Consider the following 12,696-nt stretch of genomic DNA (forward strand, 5'->3'; position numbering starts at 1 on the left):
GTCTCCAGCTTACTGAAATTCAACCCATTGAAATTGAAAGGTTTGCATTTAAAAGCCGTTGAAAAGGAGGGCTTATGACAGAACCAATGTACCTGTCAAAGAGCGCCTTCGCGGCTCGGATCGGCAGGGCACCCAGTTACATCACCTGGTTGAAAAACAACAACCGCTTGGTGCTGACCGCTAACGGAAAGCAGGTCGATGTCATGGCCAGCGAAGCGTTGATTCGCGACACTGCTGACCCTAGTAAGGCCGCAGTCGCTGACCGTCACCACCAAGACCGGCTTCAGCGTGACGTGTACAGCCAGTTATCCAGTCATGTCGAGCCGACTTCAACGGCTGCGCCGCCGCCCGCGATCATCCCTGCGGGGCAACTGCCCGACTTCCAAAAGGCCCGGGCACTGCGCGAACACAACCTTGCTCAGCTCGCAGAGATCGAGTTGCACAAGGCGAAGGGCTCGCTGGTCGTCCTGTCAGCGGTTAAAACCGGCGCCTACAACGCCGGCCGCATGCTGCGCGACCAACTGCTCGGAATGCCTCCGCAACTCGCTCCCGAACTGGCGTCGATGACGGACCCTTGGGAAATTGAAAAGCACCTCACAGCGGCAATCCGTCGCTCGCTGGAAGACGCCGAACGCATGTCTTCAGCGGACCTTGAACATGCACTGACCACGAGTTAAGCCCATGCCCACGGAAATTCCTGACGGTGCAGAGGTGTACCGCGAGGCGTATTTCCGTGGGCTACGGCCTGACCCGGACGTCTGGATCGATCAGTGGGCCGACGAGTACATGCGGATTCCGCGTGACACCGGCGCCGCTGAGCCAGGCCAGTACCGCACGTCGCGTACGCCGTATGCCCGCGAGCCCATGCGTTGTCTGTCGCCGGCTCACCCTTGTAAGCGCGTGATCACCATGGTCGCGTCGCAGCTGATGAAAACCCAGATCGGTTTGAACTGGATCGGTGGTCTGATGCACATGGCGCCGTCGAACATCCTGGCGTTGCTGCCAAGCCTCGGCCTGGCCAAACGGGTGTCGTCGCGGATCGGCAAAACGATCAAAGCGACCCCCGTGCTGCGCGAGCGTGTGGCGGCCAACCGCTCGCGGGATTCGCGCAACACCATGGACACCAAGGAGTTCGAGGGCGGTACGTTGTACGTCACCACCGCCGGCTCGGCGGCCAACCTGTCTGAGCTGTCGGCGCGCTACGTTTACGGCGACGAGATCGACCGCTGGGAGGTGGACATCGGCGAGGAGGGCGACCCGATCGAGCTAGCAGAAACCCGGGGCAGTACCTTCGGCCGCAACGCCAAGTTCTACTTCTCCAGCTCGCCGACGATCAAGGGCGCCTCGCGGATCTCCGACTTGTTCGACGGCAGCGACCAGCGTCACTACTACGTGCCATGCCCAACCTGCGGGCACATGCAAACCCTGGAGTGGGAACGACTGCACTACTCGAACGACTTTAGCGTCGTGCATTACCAGTGCGCCGGTCCTGGCTGTGACGTCCTGATCGAGGAGTACCACAAGGGCGAGATGCTTGCCAAAGGTGAGTGGCGAGCCCATGCCGAGGGCGATGGTGAGACGATCGGCTTTCACCTCAATGCGCTGTATTCGCCACTGGGTTGGATGGACTGGAAATCACTGGCCAAGCAATTCGAGAAAGCCAAAAAGGCTCAAGCCAAAGGCGATCTCGAACCGATGCAGGTGTTCTACAACACTCGTCTGGCGAAGGTCTGGGATAGCGCACAAGAGCAAACCAAAGCCGATGTACTGAGACAACGGGCGCGGCTGGAAGACTTCACCCTCGGCTCGCTGCCAGCGGCGGTACTGATGATCACTGGCGCCGTCGACGTCCAGGCCAATCGCCTGGAGTTCATGGCGATGGGTTGGGGCGTCGGCATGGAGCGCTGGGTCGTCGACTACCAGGTGGTCTCGGGTGATCCTGCAGACGAACGCACCTGGGCCGCATTGGACGAGTTGCTCAAAGCGAAATATCGCCATCCGTGCGGTGTGGGCCTTGGCATTCTCGCGGTAGCTGTCGACTCCGGTGGTCACCACACCGATGAGGTTTACCAGTTCTGCCGCGTTCGTCGCTGGCGAAACGTGTTCGCCATCAAGGGCGCGAGCAAGCCGGGGAAGCCGGTGATTGCTCAGCGGCCGTCGATGGTCGACGTAACCTGGAAAGGTCAGACCGAACGCAACGGTGCCGAGCTGTGGTTCGTCGGTACCGACACGGCCAAAGACTGGATCTACAACCGCTACCCGTTCGAGACCGGACCGGGTGCGCTGCACTTTGCCAATGACCTGCCGGACGACTTCTTCGACCAGTGTGTCGCAGAACGCAAAGTCGCTCGCTACATACGCGGCCACAAGCGTATCGAATGGGTCAAGGGCAAGGCCGAGCGCAACGAAGCGCTCGACCTGATGGTGTATTGCCTGGCAATGGCGCATTACCTGGGCCTCAACCGTTACAAGGAACACGACTGGGAGCGAGTGCGTCAGTCCCTGGCGCAGTCGGGTCTGTTCGACGACGCCTTGGGCATCAAGCCCGTTCAAGGCGAACGCGTCACCGCACCAGCAACACCAGCTGCTGCACCGCAACCGACTTCGCAACCCACTGCTCCGGTCGTGCAATCGCGACCCGCAGCACCGCCACCTCAACGCCGCAGCTCCAGCAGCGGTTACCTGAAGAGACGCTGATATGTCATTTACTCAGAAGCACCTCGACGCGGTTGAGGCGGCCATTGCTCGCGGTGAGAAAACCGTGCGCTACAACGACCGCACCGTGGAGTACCGCACCGTCGACGAGCTGCTCAAGGCTCGCGAAGAAATCCGCACCTCGCTGATGAGCGCTGCCGGGCCGCGCTCTCGCGTGGTTCGGCTGTACCACGGAGGCAAGGGAGTCTAATGGCCCGCCATTTTCCGACGCTCACGCGTAACGGGTTCGTGCTGCCGTCGAACATCAAGGCCAGTTACGAAGGCGCCGGAGAGGGCCGCCGCTCCACTGGCTGGGATGCTCCCGACAACGGGATCAACAGCATCAACACCCCGGCACTGCGCAACTTACGGTCGCGTTCCCGGGCAGCGGTTCGTAATGACCCGTATGCCTTCAACGTGATCGACAAACGCGTCAGTAATTTGATCGGTACCGGCATCACGCCGAGACCGAAAACCGACGACGAAGCACTGCGCAAACTGCTGCAGGAACTCTGGGATGATTGGGTCGATGAGTCGGACGCCGATGAGCGTACCGACTTCTATGGGCAGCAAGCGCTCGCTGCTCGCACGGTCGAAACCTCTGGCGAGTGTTTCATCCGGTTGCGACCGCGCGGCCTGGACGAAGGTCTCGGGGTGCCATTACAGCTGCAGATACTGGCACCGGAGTTCGTGCCGCACGACAAATTCGAAACGACCAAAACCGGCAACATCATCCGCGCCGGCATCGAATTCACCCCGGGCGGCAAACGGGTGGCGTATTGGATGTACCTGTCGCATCCGCGCGATGCCTCGTCGCTGAACGCCGGTTACAACCAGTTGGTGCGAGTACCGGCCGCCCAGGTGCTGCACATCTTCGAACCGGTCGAGCCGGGCCAGCTGCGTGGCGTGCCGCGATTGTCGCCGGTGCTCAAGCGCCTGCGCAGTCTCGACAACTACGACGACGCGGTGCTGTTCCGGCAGGAGGTAGCCAACCTGTTTGCCGGCTTCATCAGTCGGCCGGCCCCGGATTCCGGTCCACAACCCAGAGATCCGGTCACCGGCCAGCTGTTGAATCTGGATCGCGACGGCTTCACGCCGATGGTCGCGCTGGAACCCGGTACCATGCAGGAGCTTGGTCCAGGTGAAGAGGTCGAATTCTCGAAGCCGCCGGATGCGGGCAACAACTATCCGGACTTCATGCGGCAGCAGCTGATGGCTGCCGCTGCCGGTACCGGCACACCGTACGAGATCCTCACCGGCGACATGCGTGAGGTCAACGACCGGGCGTTGCGCGTGGTGCTCAACGAGTTCCGCCGTAGGTTGGAGCAACTGCAATTCAGCGTTTATGTGCACCAACTTTGCCGTCCGGTCCGCGCGGCCTGGATGGACATGGCGGTGCTGTCCGGCGTCCTAGCACTGAAGGACTATGCCCAGCGTCGACGTGAATACCTGCGCACTCGTTGGGTGCCGCAAGGCTGGGCCTACATCCAGCCGGTGCAAGACGTTCAGGCGCGTCGCATGGAAGTGCAGGCAGGCTTTGCCTCACGCAGTGAGATGGTCCTACGCACCGGTTACGACGCGGAAACCGTCGATGCAGAAAACGCTGCCGATCTTCTGCGAGCCACGAACCTTGGCCTCAATTACACCACTCTCGAAGCTTTCGTCCCCGTCGACGACAAGGAGCAACCATGAGCAAGAAAGCGCGACCGCGCATTTACAACCGCGCAGGCAAGCAGGTGCAGGTGCAGGACAAAACCTGGTACGCCGTGCACGCCAGCGGGGAGGCTGTCGAGCGAGTGATCGAAGTCTTCGTCTACGGCGAGATCGGCGCCTGGGGGATCACCGCCAATCAGTTCGTTCAGGATCTGCGCGCCATGGATGACGGCGTATCGCCGGTGATCGCCGCCTTCAACAGTATCGGTGGCGACCTATTCGACGGGCTGGCCATGCACAACGCACTGTCGCGTTTGGGTGAGCGCTGCACCGGGCGCATTGATGCATTGGCCGCCAGTGCGGCCAGCGTCGCGGTCTGCGGCGCACACAAGGTCGTCATCGCGGCAAATGCCATGTTGATGATTCACAACCCATGGACTTATGCGGCCGGGGATGCCGATGACTTCCGCCAGGTGGCCGATGTTCTCGACCAGACCATGGAAGCGATCATCGCGGCTTACAAGGCGAAGGCGCCGGACATCGATGAGGTCGAGTTGCGACGGCTGGTTGCCGCTGAAACCTGGCTCACTGCCAATGAAGCGGTGGCCCTGGGCTTGGCCGATGAGGTGGGCGACGGGCTCAAGGTCAAAGCCTGCCTCGGCCAGGGTGGTGTGCTGCAGCGTTTCCAGCACGCACCGGCCGAACTGCTGGCCCAGCTCGACGAGCCGCCAGAGTTGGACCCGGAGTTAGAGCCCACCGATCCGCCCATAGTCGACTCGACCAAGCTGGCCCTGATGATCACCCAGCGTTGCGCGGAGGCGGGGATCAGCAACCTGGTCGCGCCGTTACTCAGCTCGACCAAGCTCGAAAGCGAAGAGATCGTCCAGGCTGGTCTGACCCGCGCCAAAGCGGTGAACGATCTTTGCGTGGCGGCGCGCTTGCCGGAGTTCAGTGCCGAGTACGTCGCGGCTGGATTGGATGCAGCGGCGGTCCGGGCGCGCCTGTTCGACAAGATTGTTGGTAGCGGCAAAGGCTTCGAAATCGACAACAGCCTGCCGCTGGACAATGATCCGGCGCCCAAGGTGCTGGCCAAACAACCCGATCCCACCTCGATCTGGGCCGCTCGACAAGCCGCTCACACAGGAACTGCGCACGGCGCGAAAGGAGCAAGACCATGACCATCAAAAAAGAACCGATTCACGCCGGGGAATTTCTGCTGTCCGAAGGGGCGGGGAACATTTCGCGTGAGTCCATCAACGTCGCAGCCGGCCCGGCGCTGTACCCGGGCCAGATCCTCGGCCTGGTAACGGCTACCAGCGAATTCGCGCCGTACGCTCCGGCTGCCGAAGATGGCAGCCAGACAGCGGTAGCGATTCTCTTCGGTCCGCTGGGTGAGTCGGATGTGGTGCGCCGTGGACGCGCCGTCGTGCGGCTGGCTGAAGTCAGCGAAGCACACCTGACAGGGCTCGACGCCGACGCCGAAAAAGACTTGGCCGCCCATTTCCTGATCGTTCGATAACCCGATCAGCCAATTTTATGCACCCCGGCTTGAGCGGGGTTTTTCATTTCTGGAGAGTACCCATGGCCGATATCGCCATTTTTGACGACGAAGCGTTCACCGTTACCGCGCTCACTGCTGCACTCAATGAACAACCGTACCTGCCGGGCCGCATCAGTGCGCTGGGCCTGTTCCGCGAGGAAGGGGTTACGACCCTGACCGTGCAGATTGAAAAGGACGGCGACACCCTGGCATTGGTGCCAGCCGGTGAGCGGGGTGGCTCTGGCCTGGTGGTCGCGGCCGGCAAGCGCAACCTGATTCCATTCAACACCGTCCACTTGCCAGAGCGTTTCACCATCAAGGCGGACGAGATCCAAGGCATTCGCGCCTTCGGGACCCGCACCGAATTGCAGGCGATACAGGACGTCGTCAATACCCGCCTGGCCAAAGCGCGCCGGCAGTTGGACGCCACTCACGAGTTCCAGCGCATGGGCGCCCTCAATGGCCTGATTCTCGATGCCGATGGATCGACGGTACTGTTGGACCTATACGACCGTTTCGGTGTGCAGCGTCAGAAGCTGCCCATGGGCCTGGCCGATCAGAGCACCGAGCTGCGGGTCAAATGCGGCGAAGCGCTGGATATGCAAGAGGACGCGCTGGGCAGTGTGACCAGTACCGGCTCCCGCGCCTTCTGTGGCAAGAACTTCTGGAACAAACTGATCGTTCACAAGGCGATCAAGGAAACCTACCTCAACAGCCAACAAGCGGCGGCATTGCGCGGTGATGCTCGGGAAAGCTTTGAGTTCGGCGGCATTGTCTGGGAACGCTACCGTGGCAAAGTTGCCGGTGTGTCATTCGTCCACGACGACAAGGCGTTGCTGGTCCCGGAAGGTGTTCCTGATCTGTACATCTCGGTGTTCGCCCCGGCCGATTACATGGAGACGGTTAACACCCAGGGCATTCCGTACTACAGCATGATCGAGCCACTGCCGTTCAACAAAGGCATGGCCGGTGAAGCGCAGTCCAACCCGCTGCACCTGTGCACTCGACCGCGTGCACAGATCCTCCTGGAACTCTGATCGTGGGCTTTCGCGATCTGATCACCGAGGTCGACGCCGTGGTGTTCGAAACGCTGGGCGACACCGCTCGGATCGAGGGCCGCGATGAACCGGTCCTCGGCATGTTCGCGGCGCCCTGGTTGCAGCCGAAGATCGGCAAGCTCAACACGGGACTGCGTGAGCCTCGGTTTGAAATTCGTGTCAGCGATTCGCACGGTCTTGAGCAGGGCATGTTGGTCACCATCGAACTGCCTGAGCTGGACGGCGGCGGCGACTACGACCTGCTGCAACTGGAGCCGAGCGGTGACGGTCTGGTCGCCTTAATCTTGAGGATGCGTGCATGAGTGTCGGTAGCTATTTCAAGCCATCGGCAGGTGGCGGGATGCTCTCTATCCAGTCCTCGGCGGCGGATCTGAAAGCCTTCGAAGCGTTTGCCAAGGTGGTACCGAAAGCAGCCGCCGCGGCTCAGCGTCGGGCGATCAACAAAACGTTGGGTTGGCTGCGCACCAACATTGCGCGGGCAGTCAGCCGGCAAGAACGCATTGCCGTTGCGGCGGTTCGTCAGCGCTTACGCAGCTACCCGGTCTCCGGCGGGGCCACTAGTGGCAAGTTGTGGTTCGGTCTCAACGCGATTGAGTCCAGCCGGATCGGCCGAGCACGACAGTCTGGCAGCGGTGTGTCGGTCGCTGGGCGGCGTTACCAGGGAGCCTTTCTGAAAAGGGTTTACGGCAACAAGCCCGACATCTGGATTCGTACCGCGAGCAAGCATTTCAACGCGAACGACTATCCCGACAGCACGGTGTCGTCGGGTGGCGGCGCCAGTTCGGGATGGGTCGCAGAAAACGGCGATCGTTTTCCGCTGGCCAAAGCCAAGGTGTCACTGGAGCAGGCGCGCCCGCACTTCGACACGTGGGTCAAACGCGCCGATGCACGTTTGCTGGAAATCCTGCAGCAGGAGTTCAACTTTGAGCTGCAGAAGTATTTGAAGGGAGCGGCCAATGCCTGACGAGCCTTTTAGTCTTGATCAGCTTTACCAGGCGATTGAACGGCACCTGCTGAGCAACCTTTCGGGGGTAAAAGTGGTGACGGCCTGGCCAAACATCAAGGACCGGATTGCACTGCCGGTGGTGTTCATTGAAATGGCCGAGCTGGAGCCTGGAAAAGACATCGGCACCGGCGAGACAACCCTGATTTGCAAGTTCGAGGCGCGGATCATCGTCGACCCAATCAAGCCTCACCATCATCAGCAGGCCGTGCACCTGGCGGCGCAATTGGCCGTGTTGCTGCGCATGCAAACCTGGGGCGTTGCGGTCGAGCCTGCTGAGTTTATCCAGGCCATGCAGGATTGGACCAAGCCGGAACTGGATGGCTACGTGGTCTGGCTGGTGGAATGGACGCACCAAATTTACCTGGGTGTTGAGGAATGGCCATGGCCGGATGAGCCGCCAGGTTCGCTGGTGATTGATGTTGAGCCGGGGGATGGCCCCATTCAGCCAGAGGATCTGCGGTGAGTTACGCCGGTGCCGAGCATGACCGCATGATTGCGGCCATGCTGATGCCGTGTGCGGTGGTCGGGGTGGACCTGGCGGCGGGCATGGTGCGTGTATCGAATGGCGAGTGGACAAGCGCCTGGGTGCGTTGGCACAGCCTCGCGGCCGGTAAGGCGCGGCACTGGCGGGCGCCGAGCCTGGGCGAGCAGGGGGTGTTGTTTAACCCCAGCGGTCAAGCCGGCATGGGCACCTTTATCGCCGGGCTGTATGGCAACGCGGGCGCCCAGCCGGACAATCGCGATCACGTCGAAGTCTGGCGTTTTGACGATGGCGGTTCGCTGATCTACGACTGGGCGGCCAAGACCTACACCATCACCCTGCCAACCGGCACGGTAACCATCAAGGTCGGTAGCACCGTGGTCGCCGTTACGGATAACGCCGTGTCGGCCAAAGTCGGTGGCACCGAGGCGACGTTGACCGCTGATTCGGTGACGGTCAAAACGGCCGCGATCAAGTTGGTCGCGGCGGTGGAGATCGACGGCACGTTACACGTAACGAAGAGCATCACTAGTGACGCCTCGATCATCGTCGCCACGGGTAACAGCAACCGCCACTCGCATTAATCAATCATTCCTTTTTTCCGGCCCGCCCAGTGCGGGTTTTTGCATGCCTGGAGAAACCATGGCCAAGCCCACCGAAGAACCCGTTGTCGATCATTCGCCAGCGGCGGATCTGCTGCTGAAGTTTCGCGACAAGGTTTATACCTCGCGCACCCTGATCATTCCCAAAACCGGTCGAACATTGCCGGTGGCCAAAGGCTGCGTCGAAGTGTCGGCGTCCGATGAGCAGGCCGTTAGCTACCTCAAGAGCCACGAAGAGTTCGAGCCACTGAAGGAGTGAGTTAAATGATCGGAATGGATCGCCATACCGGCCAACCCATCTCCGGCATCGAGCATCTGCGGCAGTCCATGGGCGACGTCTTGGGCACGCCGCTGGGCAGTCGCCGGCACCGTCCAGAATACGGCAGCAAACTCCGCGCCTATGTCGATCTGCCGGTTAACGCCGGCTGGAAAAGCTCGGTTCAGGCGGAGGCGGCCAGGGCCTTGGGGCGCTGGGAGCCGCGCCTGAAGCTGGAGAGCGTGCGCGTGCTGGCGGTGGTGGGCGGAAAAATCGACCTGAGCATTGCCGGTGAATTCCTCGGCGACCGCTTTCTATTGGAGGTGAGCCTATGAGTGCCTTGGATCTGTCGGCGCTGCCGGCGCCGGAGGTGCTGGAGCCCCTGGACTTCGAAAACGTCTATGAGGAAGACCTGGGCACCTTTCGCGGGTACATGGGCGACAACTGGACGGCGACGCTGGAAAGCGATCCGGTCACCAAGGTGCTGGAGGTAGGGGCTTACAACAAGGTCGGCAACCGCGCCCGGGTCAACGATGCCGCCAAGGCCCTGCTACTGGCCCATGCGATCGGCAGTGACCTGGATCACCTGGGGGCCAACGTCAATCTGAAGCGCCTGGTGATCCAGGCCGAGGATCTGCTGGCGGTGCCGCCGGTGCCGCCGGTGCCGGAGGTCAAGGAAAAGGACGATCCGTTTCGCGAGCGCATTCAGTTGGCCTATGAGGGGCTGACCACGGCGGGGCCGCGTAACAGCTACATCCTGCATGCGCGCAACGCCTCGGCGCTGGTGGCGGATGCCACGGCGGAAAGTCCGTCACCGTGCTGCGTTACGGTCACGGTGCTGAGTTCGGAAGGGGAAGGGGTGGCCAGCCCTGAGCTGTTGGCCACCGTGGCGAAAGAGCTGAATGATGAGGACGTGCGGCCACTCACCGACTTTGTGACGGTGAAGAGCGCGCAGATTATCCACTACAGCATCGCCGCCATTTTGCACATGAACGGCGCCGGACCTGAGGGGGACGCCAGTCTGGCGGAAGCCATCAAGCGCTTGGCGGCGTGGATCAATCCACGCAAGCGGCTGGGCGTCGAGGTCGCGCGCTCGGCGGTCGACGCGCAGTTGCACGTTGCCGGCGTTTCTCGGGTGGAATTGACGGGGTGGGTCGACCTGGCCCCGACCAAGGCGCAGGCAGCGTATTGCACCGGTTTTAGCGTGGTCTTGGCGGGGGCAACATGAAGAGCCTGCTGCCGAGCAATAGCACGCAACTGGAGCGCGCGCTGGAGGCGGGGCTTTACGAGCGCACGATTATCCCGCTGCGCGCCCTCTACAACGCTCAAACCTGCCCGGCACATTTGCTGCCCCACCTGGCGTGGGCGTGGTCAGTCGATCGCTGGGACTATCGATGGTCCGAGGCGACCAAGCGTGCGGCCATCGACGCGTCTTATTACATCCATGCCCACAAGGGCACCATCGGCGCGTTGCGCCGCGTGGTCGAGCCCTTGGGATACCTGATCGAAATTATTGAGTGGTTCAACACGGTGCCGAAGGGCGTGCCGGGCACCTTCGCGCTGAAGGTCGGCGTGCTGGACACCGGTATCACCGAGGAAATGTTTCAGGAGCTGGAGCGCCTGATCGACGACGCCAAGCCAGTGACTCGGCACATGACCGGCCTCGATATCACGCTGGAAACCCGATTGAACGCCTATGTCGGCGTCGCTGTGTATGACGGCGACGAGATCGATGTTTACCCCTGGAGCAACCCCGATATTGACGTGGTGATCCAGGGCTATCACGGCGTTAGCGAATACACCCTCGACGAATTGGACGTGTACCCCCATGGTTGATAAAAATTCTATATTCGGCGGCATGCTCACCATCCAAGGGGCCGCCAAGAAAACCAACTGCGATGCGCTGGGTATCCCTTGGGAGCCGCGCTACATGCTGATTGGCGATGCCAACGGCACCGACCCAGTGCCAAACCCTTCCCAGACAAAGCTGATCAACCAAGTATATCGGGCTCAAATCAATCAACTATACGTGTCTCCAACTGACGCCAATGTACTGATTGCCGAGCTGGTGTTGCCGCCCGACGTGGGCGGCTGGTGGGTTCGTGAACTGGCGCTGGAGGACAAGGACGGCGTGTTTTCCGCGGTCGCCAATGCTGCCCCGAGCTATAAGCCTCAGTTGGAACAAAATTCCGGGCGTAACCAGGTGGTGCGGATGCACATCATCACCAGCGGCACCGCGAACATTCAGCTGAAGATTGACCCGTCTGTGGTGCTGGCGACGCGTCAGTACGTCGACTCAGCAATTAACGGCCTGTTGCCAGCCAACAAAGTCGCCGGCACCTATACCAAGGTCGCGGTGAATGATCGCGGTGTGTTCGTTTCCGGGTCGAACCCGAGCACGTTGGCCGGGATGGGCATCACGGACACCTACACCAAGGCCGAAGTAGAGTCGATGATTGCGCAGGCCTCGGCGCTGCCAGTGGGAACTTTGGTGGGGTTCCCGGTAAACAAATTACCGCCCGGCTTTCTGGAGATTGACGGTAGCGTCAAGAGTATTGCGGCCTATCCGGATTTGGCGGCGTTCCTGGGGACTGCCTTCAACCTGGGCAACGAAGGGGCGGGCAATTTCCGGCTGCCCGAGTCGCGCGGCGAGTTCCTGCGCGGCTGGGACCATGGGCGCGGCGTGGATGTGGGCCGAGCGGTCGGCAGCAAGCAGCAGGCGACAGGTATCTATCCATACGGTGGTAGTGACGGAAACGTACTCACTGTCAATCTGACAGATGGTGACGGTGCGAACCCTACGCCACATCCGTCATATACCTTGCAGGCCCGAACGTCGAACTACAGCACAATCTCTTCGGCCTCGCAGTTTGTCCGACCGCGCAACTTGGCGGTTATGTGGTGCCTCAAGGCCTGGAATGCGCCGATCAATCAGGGAAACATCGATATTGCAGCGCTGGTCGCATTGGCTGCACAAGCGACGGAAATTAACCAGGGCACGTCCAAAATCGCGACTCAGGCTTTGACCGATGCCGGCGCCGATGACAGCACTATCGTCACCCCAAAGAAGCTGCGTTGGGGCTTTTCGATGTTGATTGCTGCTAACGGTTACATCGTTTTTCCCTCATGGTTGGGGGGGCTGATCATTCAGTGGATGTACGCCTCTAACACCAACAACATAGGAACGGGCTTTTCGAGCGTTGCCTATCCCATTCCGTTCCCTCGCTCGGTGCTGGGGGCGGCGAAAATCAACCTGGCCACCAGTACCGGTAGTTATGTCACTACTGATGCCAGTTACAGCTCCCTCGACAATAGTTACTTCACTTGGTTGGCCTACACCAGCAACGGCACATTGGCCGCCGGGCCAAACGTAGTAGGGGTTCGCTTCCTTTTTATTGGCTGCTAG

At 61.1% G+C, this 12,696-nt stretch carries 16 protein-coding genes; all 16 read left to right on the forward strand.

Annotated features, from left to right (window positions below; genetic code table 11):
- Positions 1 to 74: 74 nt before the first annotated feature.
- On the forward strand, positions 75 to 677 hold the full coding sequence (locus ACYZT0_RS06555; protein WP_462045121.1) for a terminase small subunit: 603 nt from the start codon (positions 75 to 77) through the stop codon (positions 675 to 677).
- Between the two features lie 4 nt (positions 678 to 681).
- The gene (locus ACYZT0_RS06560) at positions 682 to 2,697 is read left to right on the forward strand and encodes a phage terminase large subunit family protein (protein ID WP_462045122.1); all 2,016 of its coding nucleotides are present in this window, start codon (positions 682 to 684) and stop codon (positions 2,695 to 2,697) included.
- Between the two features lies 1 nt (position 2,698).
- Positions 2,699 to 2,905 carry a phage head-tail joining protein gene (locus tag ACYZT0_RS06565; protein WP_462045123.1) on the forward strand — a complete coding sequence of 69 codons (207 nt, stop codon included), beginning with the start codon at positions 2,699 to 2,701 and terminating at the stop codon, positions 2,903 to 2,905.
- The gene (locus ACYZT0_RS06570) at positions 2,905 to 4,386 is read left to right on the forward strand and encodes a phage portal protein (protein ID WP_462045124.1); all 1,482 of its coding nucleotides are present in this window, start codon (positions 2,905 to 2,907) and stop codon (positions 4,384 to 4,386) included. The genes ACYZT0_RS06565 and ACYZT0_RS06570 overlap by 1 nt, the downstream gene beginning before the upstream one ends.
- Positions 4,383 to 5,525 carry a head maturation protease, ClpP-related gene (locus ACYZT0_RS06575; RefSeq protein ID WP_462045125.1) on the forward strand — a complete coding sequence of 381 codons (1,143 nt, stop codon included), beginning with the start codon at positions 4,383 to 4,385 and terminating at the stop codon, positions 5,523 to 5,525. Before ACYZT0_RS06570 ends, ACYZT0_RS06575 begins: the two co-directional genes overlap by 4 nt.
- Positions 5,522 to 5,866 (forward strand): head decoration protein, encoded by a 345-nt coding sequence (locus ACYZT0_RS06580; RefSeq protein WP_462045126.1) that lies wholly within the window; start codon positions 5,522 to 5,524, stop codon positions 5,864 to 5,866. Before ACYZT0_RS06575 ends, ACYZT0_RS06580 begins: the two co-directional genes overlap by 4 nt.
- 62 nt (positions 5,867 to 5,928) lie before the next feature.
- Positions 5,929 to 6,924, forward strand: a complete 996-nt coding sequence (locus tag ACYZT0_RS06585) for a major capsid protein (protein WP_462045128.1) — start codon at positions 5,929 to 5,931, stop codon at positions 6,922 to 6,924.
- Between the two features lie 2 nt (positions 6,925 to 6,926).
- Positions 6,927 to 7,247 (forward strand): head-tail joining protein, encoded by a 321-nt coding sequence (locus ACYZT0_RS06590; protein ID WP_462045129.1) that lies wholly within the window; start codon positions 6,927 to 6,929, stop codon positions 7,245 to 7,247.
- Complete coding sequence (locus ACYZT0_RS06595; protein ID WP_462045130.1) at positions 7,244 to 7,909, forward strand: hypothetical protein; 666 nt, start codon at positions 7,244 to 7,246, stop codon at positions 7,907 to 7,909. Before ACYZT0_RS06590 ends, ACYZT0_RS06595 begins: the two co-directional genes overlap by 4 nt.
- Positions 7,902 to 8,414, forward strand: coding sequence for a hypothetical protein (locus ACYZT0_RS06600; protein ID WP_462045131.1), 513 nt, complete (start codon positions 7,902 to 7,904; stop codon positions 8,412 to 8,414). Before ACYZT0_RS06595 ends, ACYZT0_RS06600 begins: the two co-directional genes overlap by 8 nt.
- The gene (locus ACYZT0_RS06605; protein WP_462045132.1) at positions 8,411 to 9,016 is read left to right on the forward strand and encodes a phage baseplate assembly protein V; all 606 of its coding nucleotides are present in this window, start codon (positions 8,411 to 8,413) and stop codon (positions 9,014 to 9,016) included. Before ACYZT0_RS06600 ends, ACYZT0_RS06605 begins: the two co-directional genes overlap by 4 nt.
- A 58-nt stretch (positions 9,017 to 9,074) precedes the next feature.
- The gene (locus ACYZT0_RS06610; RefSeq protein WP_462045133.1) at positions 9,075 to 9,293 is read left to right on the forward strand and encodes a hypothetical protein; all 219 of its coding nucleotides are present in this window, start codon (positions 9,075 to 9,077) and stop codon (positions 9,291 to 9,293) included.
- Between the two features lie 5 nt (positions 9,294 to 9,298).
- Positions 9,299 to 9,625 (forward strand): GPW/gp25 family protein, encoded by a 327-nt coding sequence (locus tag ACYZT0_RS06615; RefSeq protein ID WP_462045134.1) that lies wholly within the window; start codon positions 9,299 to 9,301, stop codon positions 9,623 to 9,625.
- Positions 9,622 to 10,518, forward strand: a complete 897-nt coding sequence (locus ACYZT0_RS06620) for a baseplate assembly protein (protein ID WP_462045135.1) — start codon at positions 9,622 to 9,624, stop codon at positions 10,516 to 10,518. Before ACYZT0_RS06615 ends, ACYZT0_RS06620 begins: the two co-directional genes overlap by 4 nt.
- Entirely contained in the window at positions 10,515 to 11,126 is a 612-nt protein-coding gene (locus tag ACYZT0_RS06625) for a phage tail protein I (RefSeq protein WP_462045136.1), read from the forward strand. Before ACYZT0_RS06620 ends, ACYZT0_RS06625 begins: the two co-directional genes overlap by 4 nt.
- Positions 11,119 to 12,696: a phage tail protein gene (locus ACYZT0_RS06630; RefSeq protein ID WP_462045137.1), complete on the forward strand. Its 1,578-nt coding sequence runs from the start codon at positions 11,119 to 11,121 to the stop codon at positions 12,694 to 12,696. Before ACYZT0_RS06625 ends, ACYZT0_RS06630 begins: the two co-directional genes overlap by 8 nt.

It is taken from the genome of Pseudomonas sp. ZS1P83 (assembly GCF_054897825.1).

Bases quoted from the DNA above. Each gene is read 5' to 3' on its own strand.
- ACYZT0_RS06625 (WP_462045136.1), top strand. From the start codon at position 10,515: ATGAAGAGCCTGCTGCCGAGCAATAGCACGCAACTGGAGCGCGCGCTG.
- ACYZT0_RS06610 (WP_462045133.1), top strand. From the start codon at position 9,075: ATGGCCAAGCCCACCGAAGAACCCGTTGTCGATCATTCGCCAGCGGCG.
- ACYZT0_RS06595 (WP_462045130.1), top strand. From the start codon at position 7,244: ATGAGTGTCGGTAGCTATTTCAAGCCATCGGCAGGTGGCGGGATGCTC.
- ACYZT0_RS06565 (WP_462045123.1), top strand. From the start codon at position 2,699: ATGTCATTTACTCAGAAGCACCTCGACGCGGTTGAGGCGGCCATTGCT.
- ACYZT0_RS06560 (WP_462045122.1), top strand. From the start codon at position 682: ATGCCCACGGAAATTCCTGACGGTGCAGAGGTGTACCGCGAGGCGTAT.
- ACYZT0_RS06615 (WP_462045134.1), top strand. From the start codon at position 9,299: ATGATCGGAATGGATCGCCATACCGGCCAACCCATCTCCGGCATCGAG.
- ACYZT0_RS06575 (WP_462045125.1), top strand. From the start codon at position 4,383: ATGAGCAAGAAAGCGCGACCGCGCATTTACAACCGCGCAGGCAAGCAG.
- ACYZT0_RS06570 (WP_462045124.1), top strand. From the start codon at position 2,905: ATGGCCCGCCATTTTCCGACGCTCACGCGTAACGGGTTCGTGCTGCCG.
- ACYZT0_RS06600 (WP_462045131.1), top strand. From the start codon at position 7,902: ATGCCTGACGAGCCTTTTAGTCTTGATCAGCTTTACCAGGCGATTGAA.
- ACYZT0_RS06580 (WP_462045126.1), top strand. From the start codon at position 5,522: ATGACCATCAAAAAAGAACCGATTCACGCCGGGGAATTTCTGCTGTCC.
- ACYZT0_RS06630 (WP_462045137.1), top strand. From the start codon at position 11,119: ATGGTTGATAAAAATTCTATATTCGGCGGCATGCTCACCATCCAAGGG.
- ACYZT0_RS06555 (WP_462045121.1), top strand. From the start codon at position 75: ATGACAGAACCAATGTACCTGTCAAAGAGCGCCTTCGCGGCTCGGATC.
- ACYZT0_RS06620 (WP_462045135.1), top strand. From the start codon at position 9,622: ATGAGTGCCTTGGATCTGTCGGCGCTGCCGGCGCCGGAGGTGCTGGAG.
- ACYZT0_RS06585 (WP_462045128.1), top strand. From the start codon at position 5,929: ATGGCCGATATCGCCATTTTTGACGACGAAGCGTTCACCGTTACCGCG.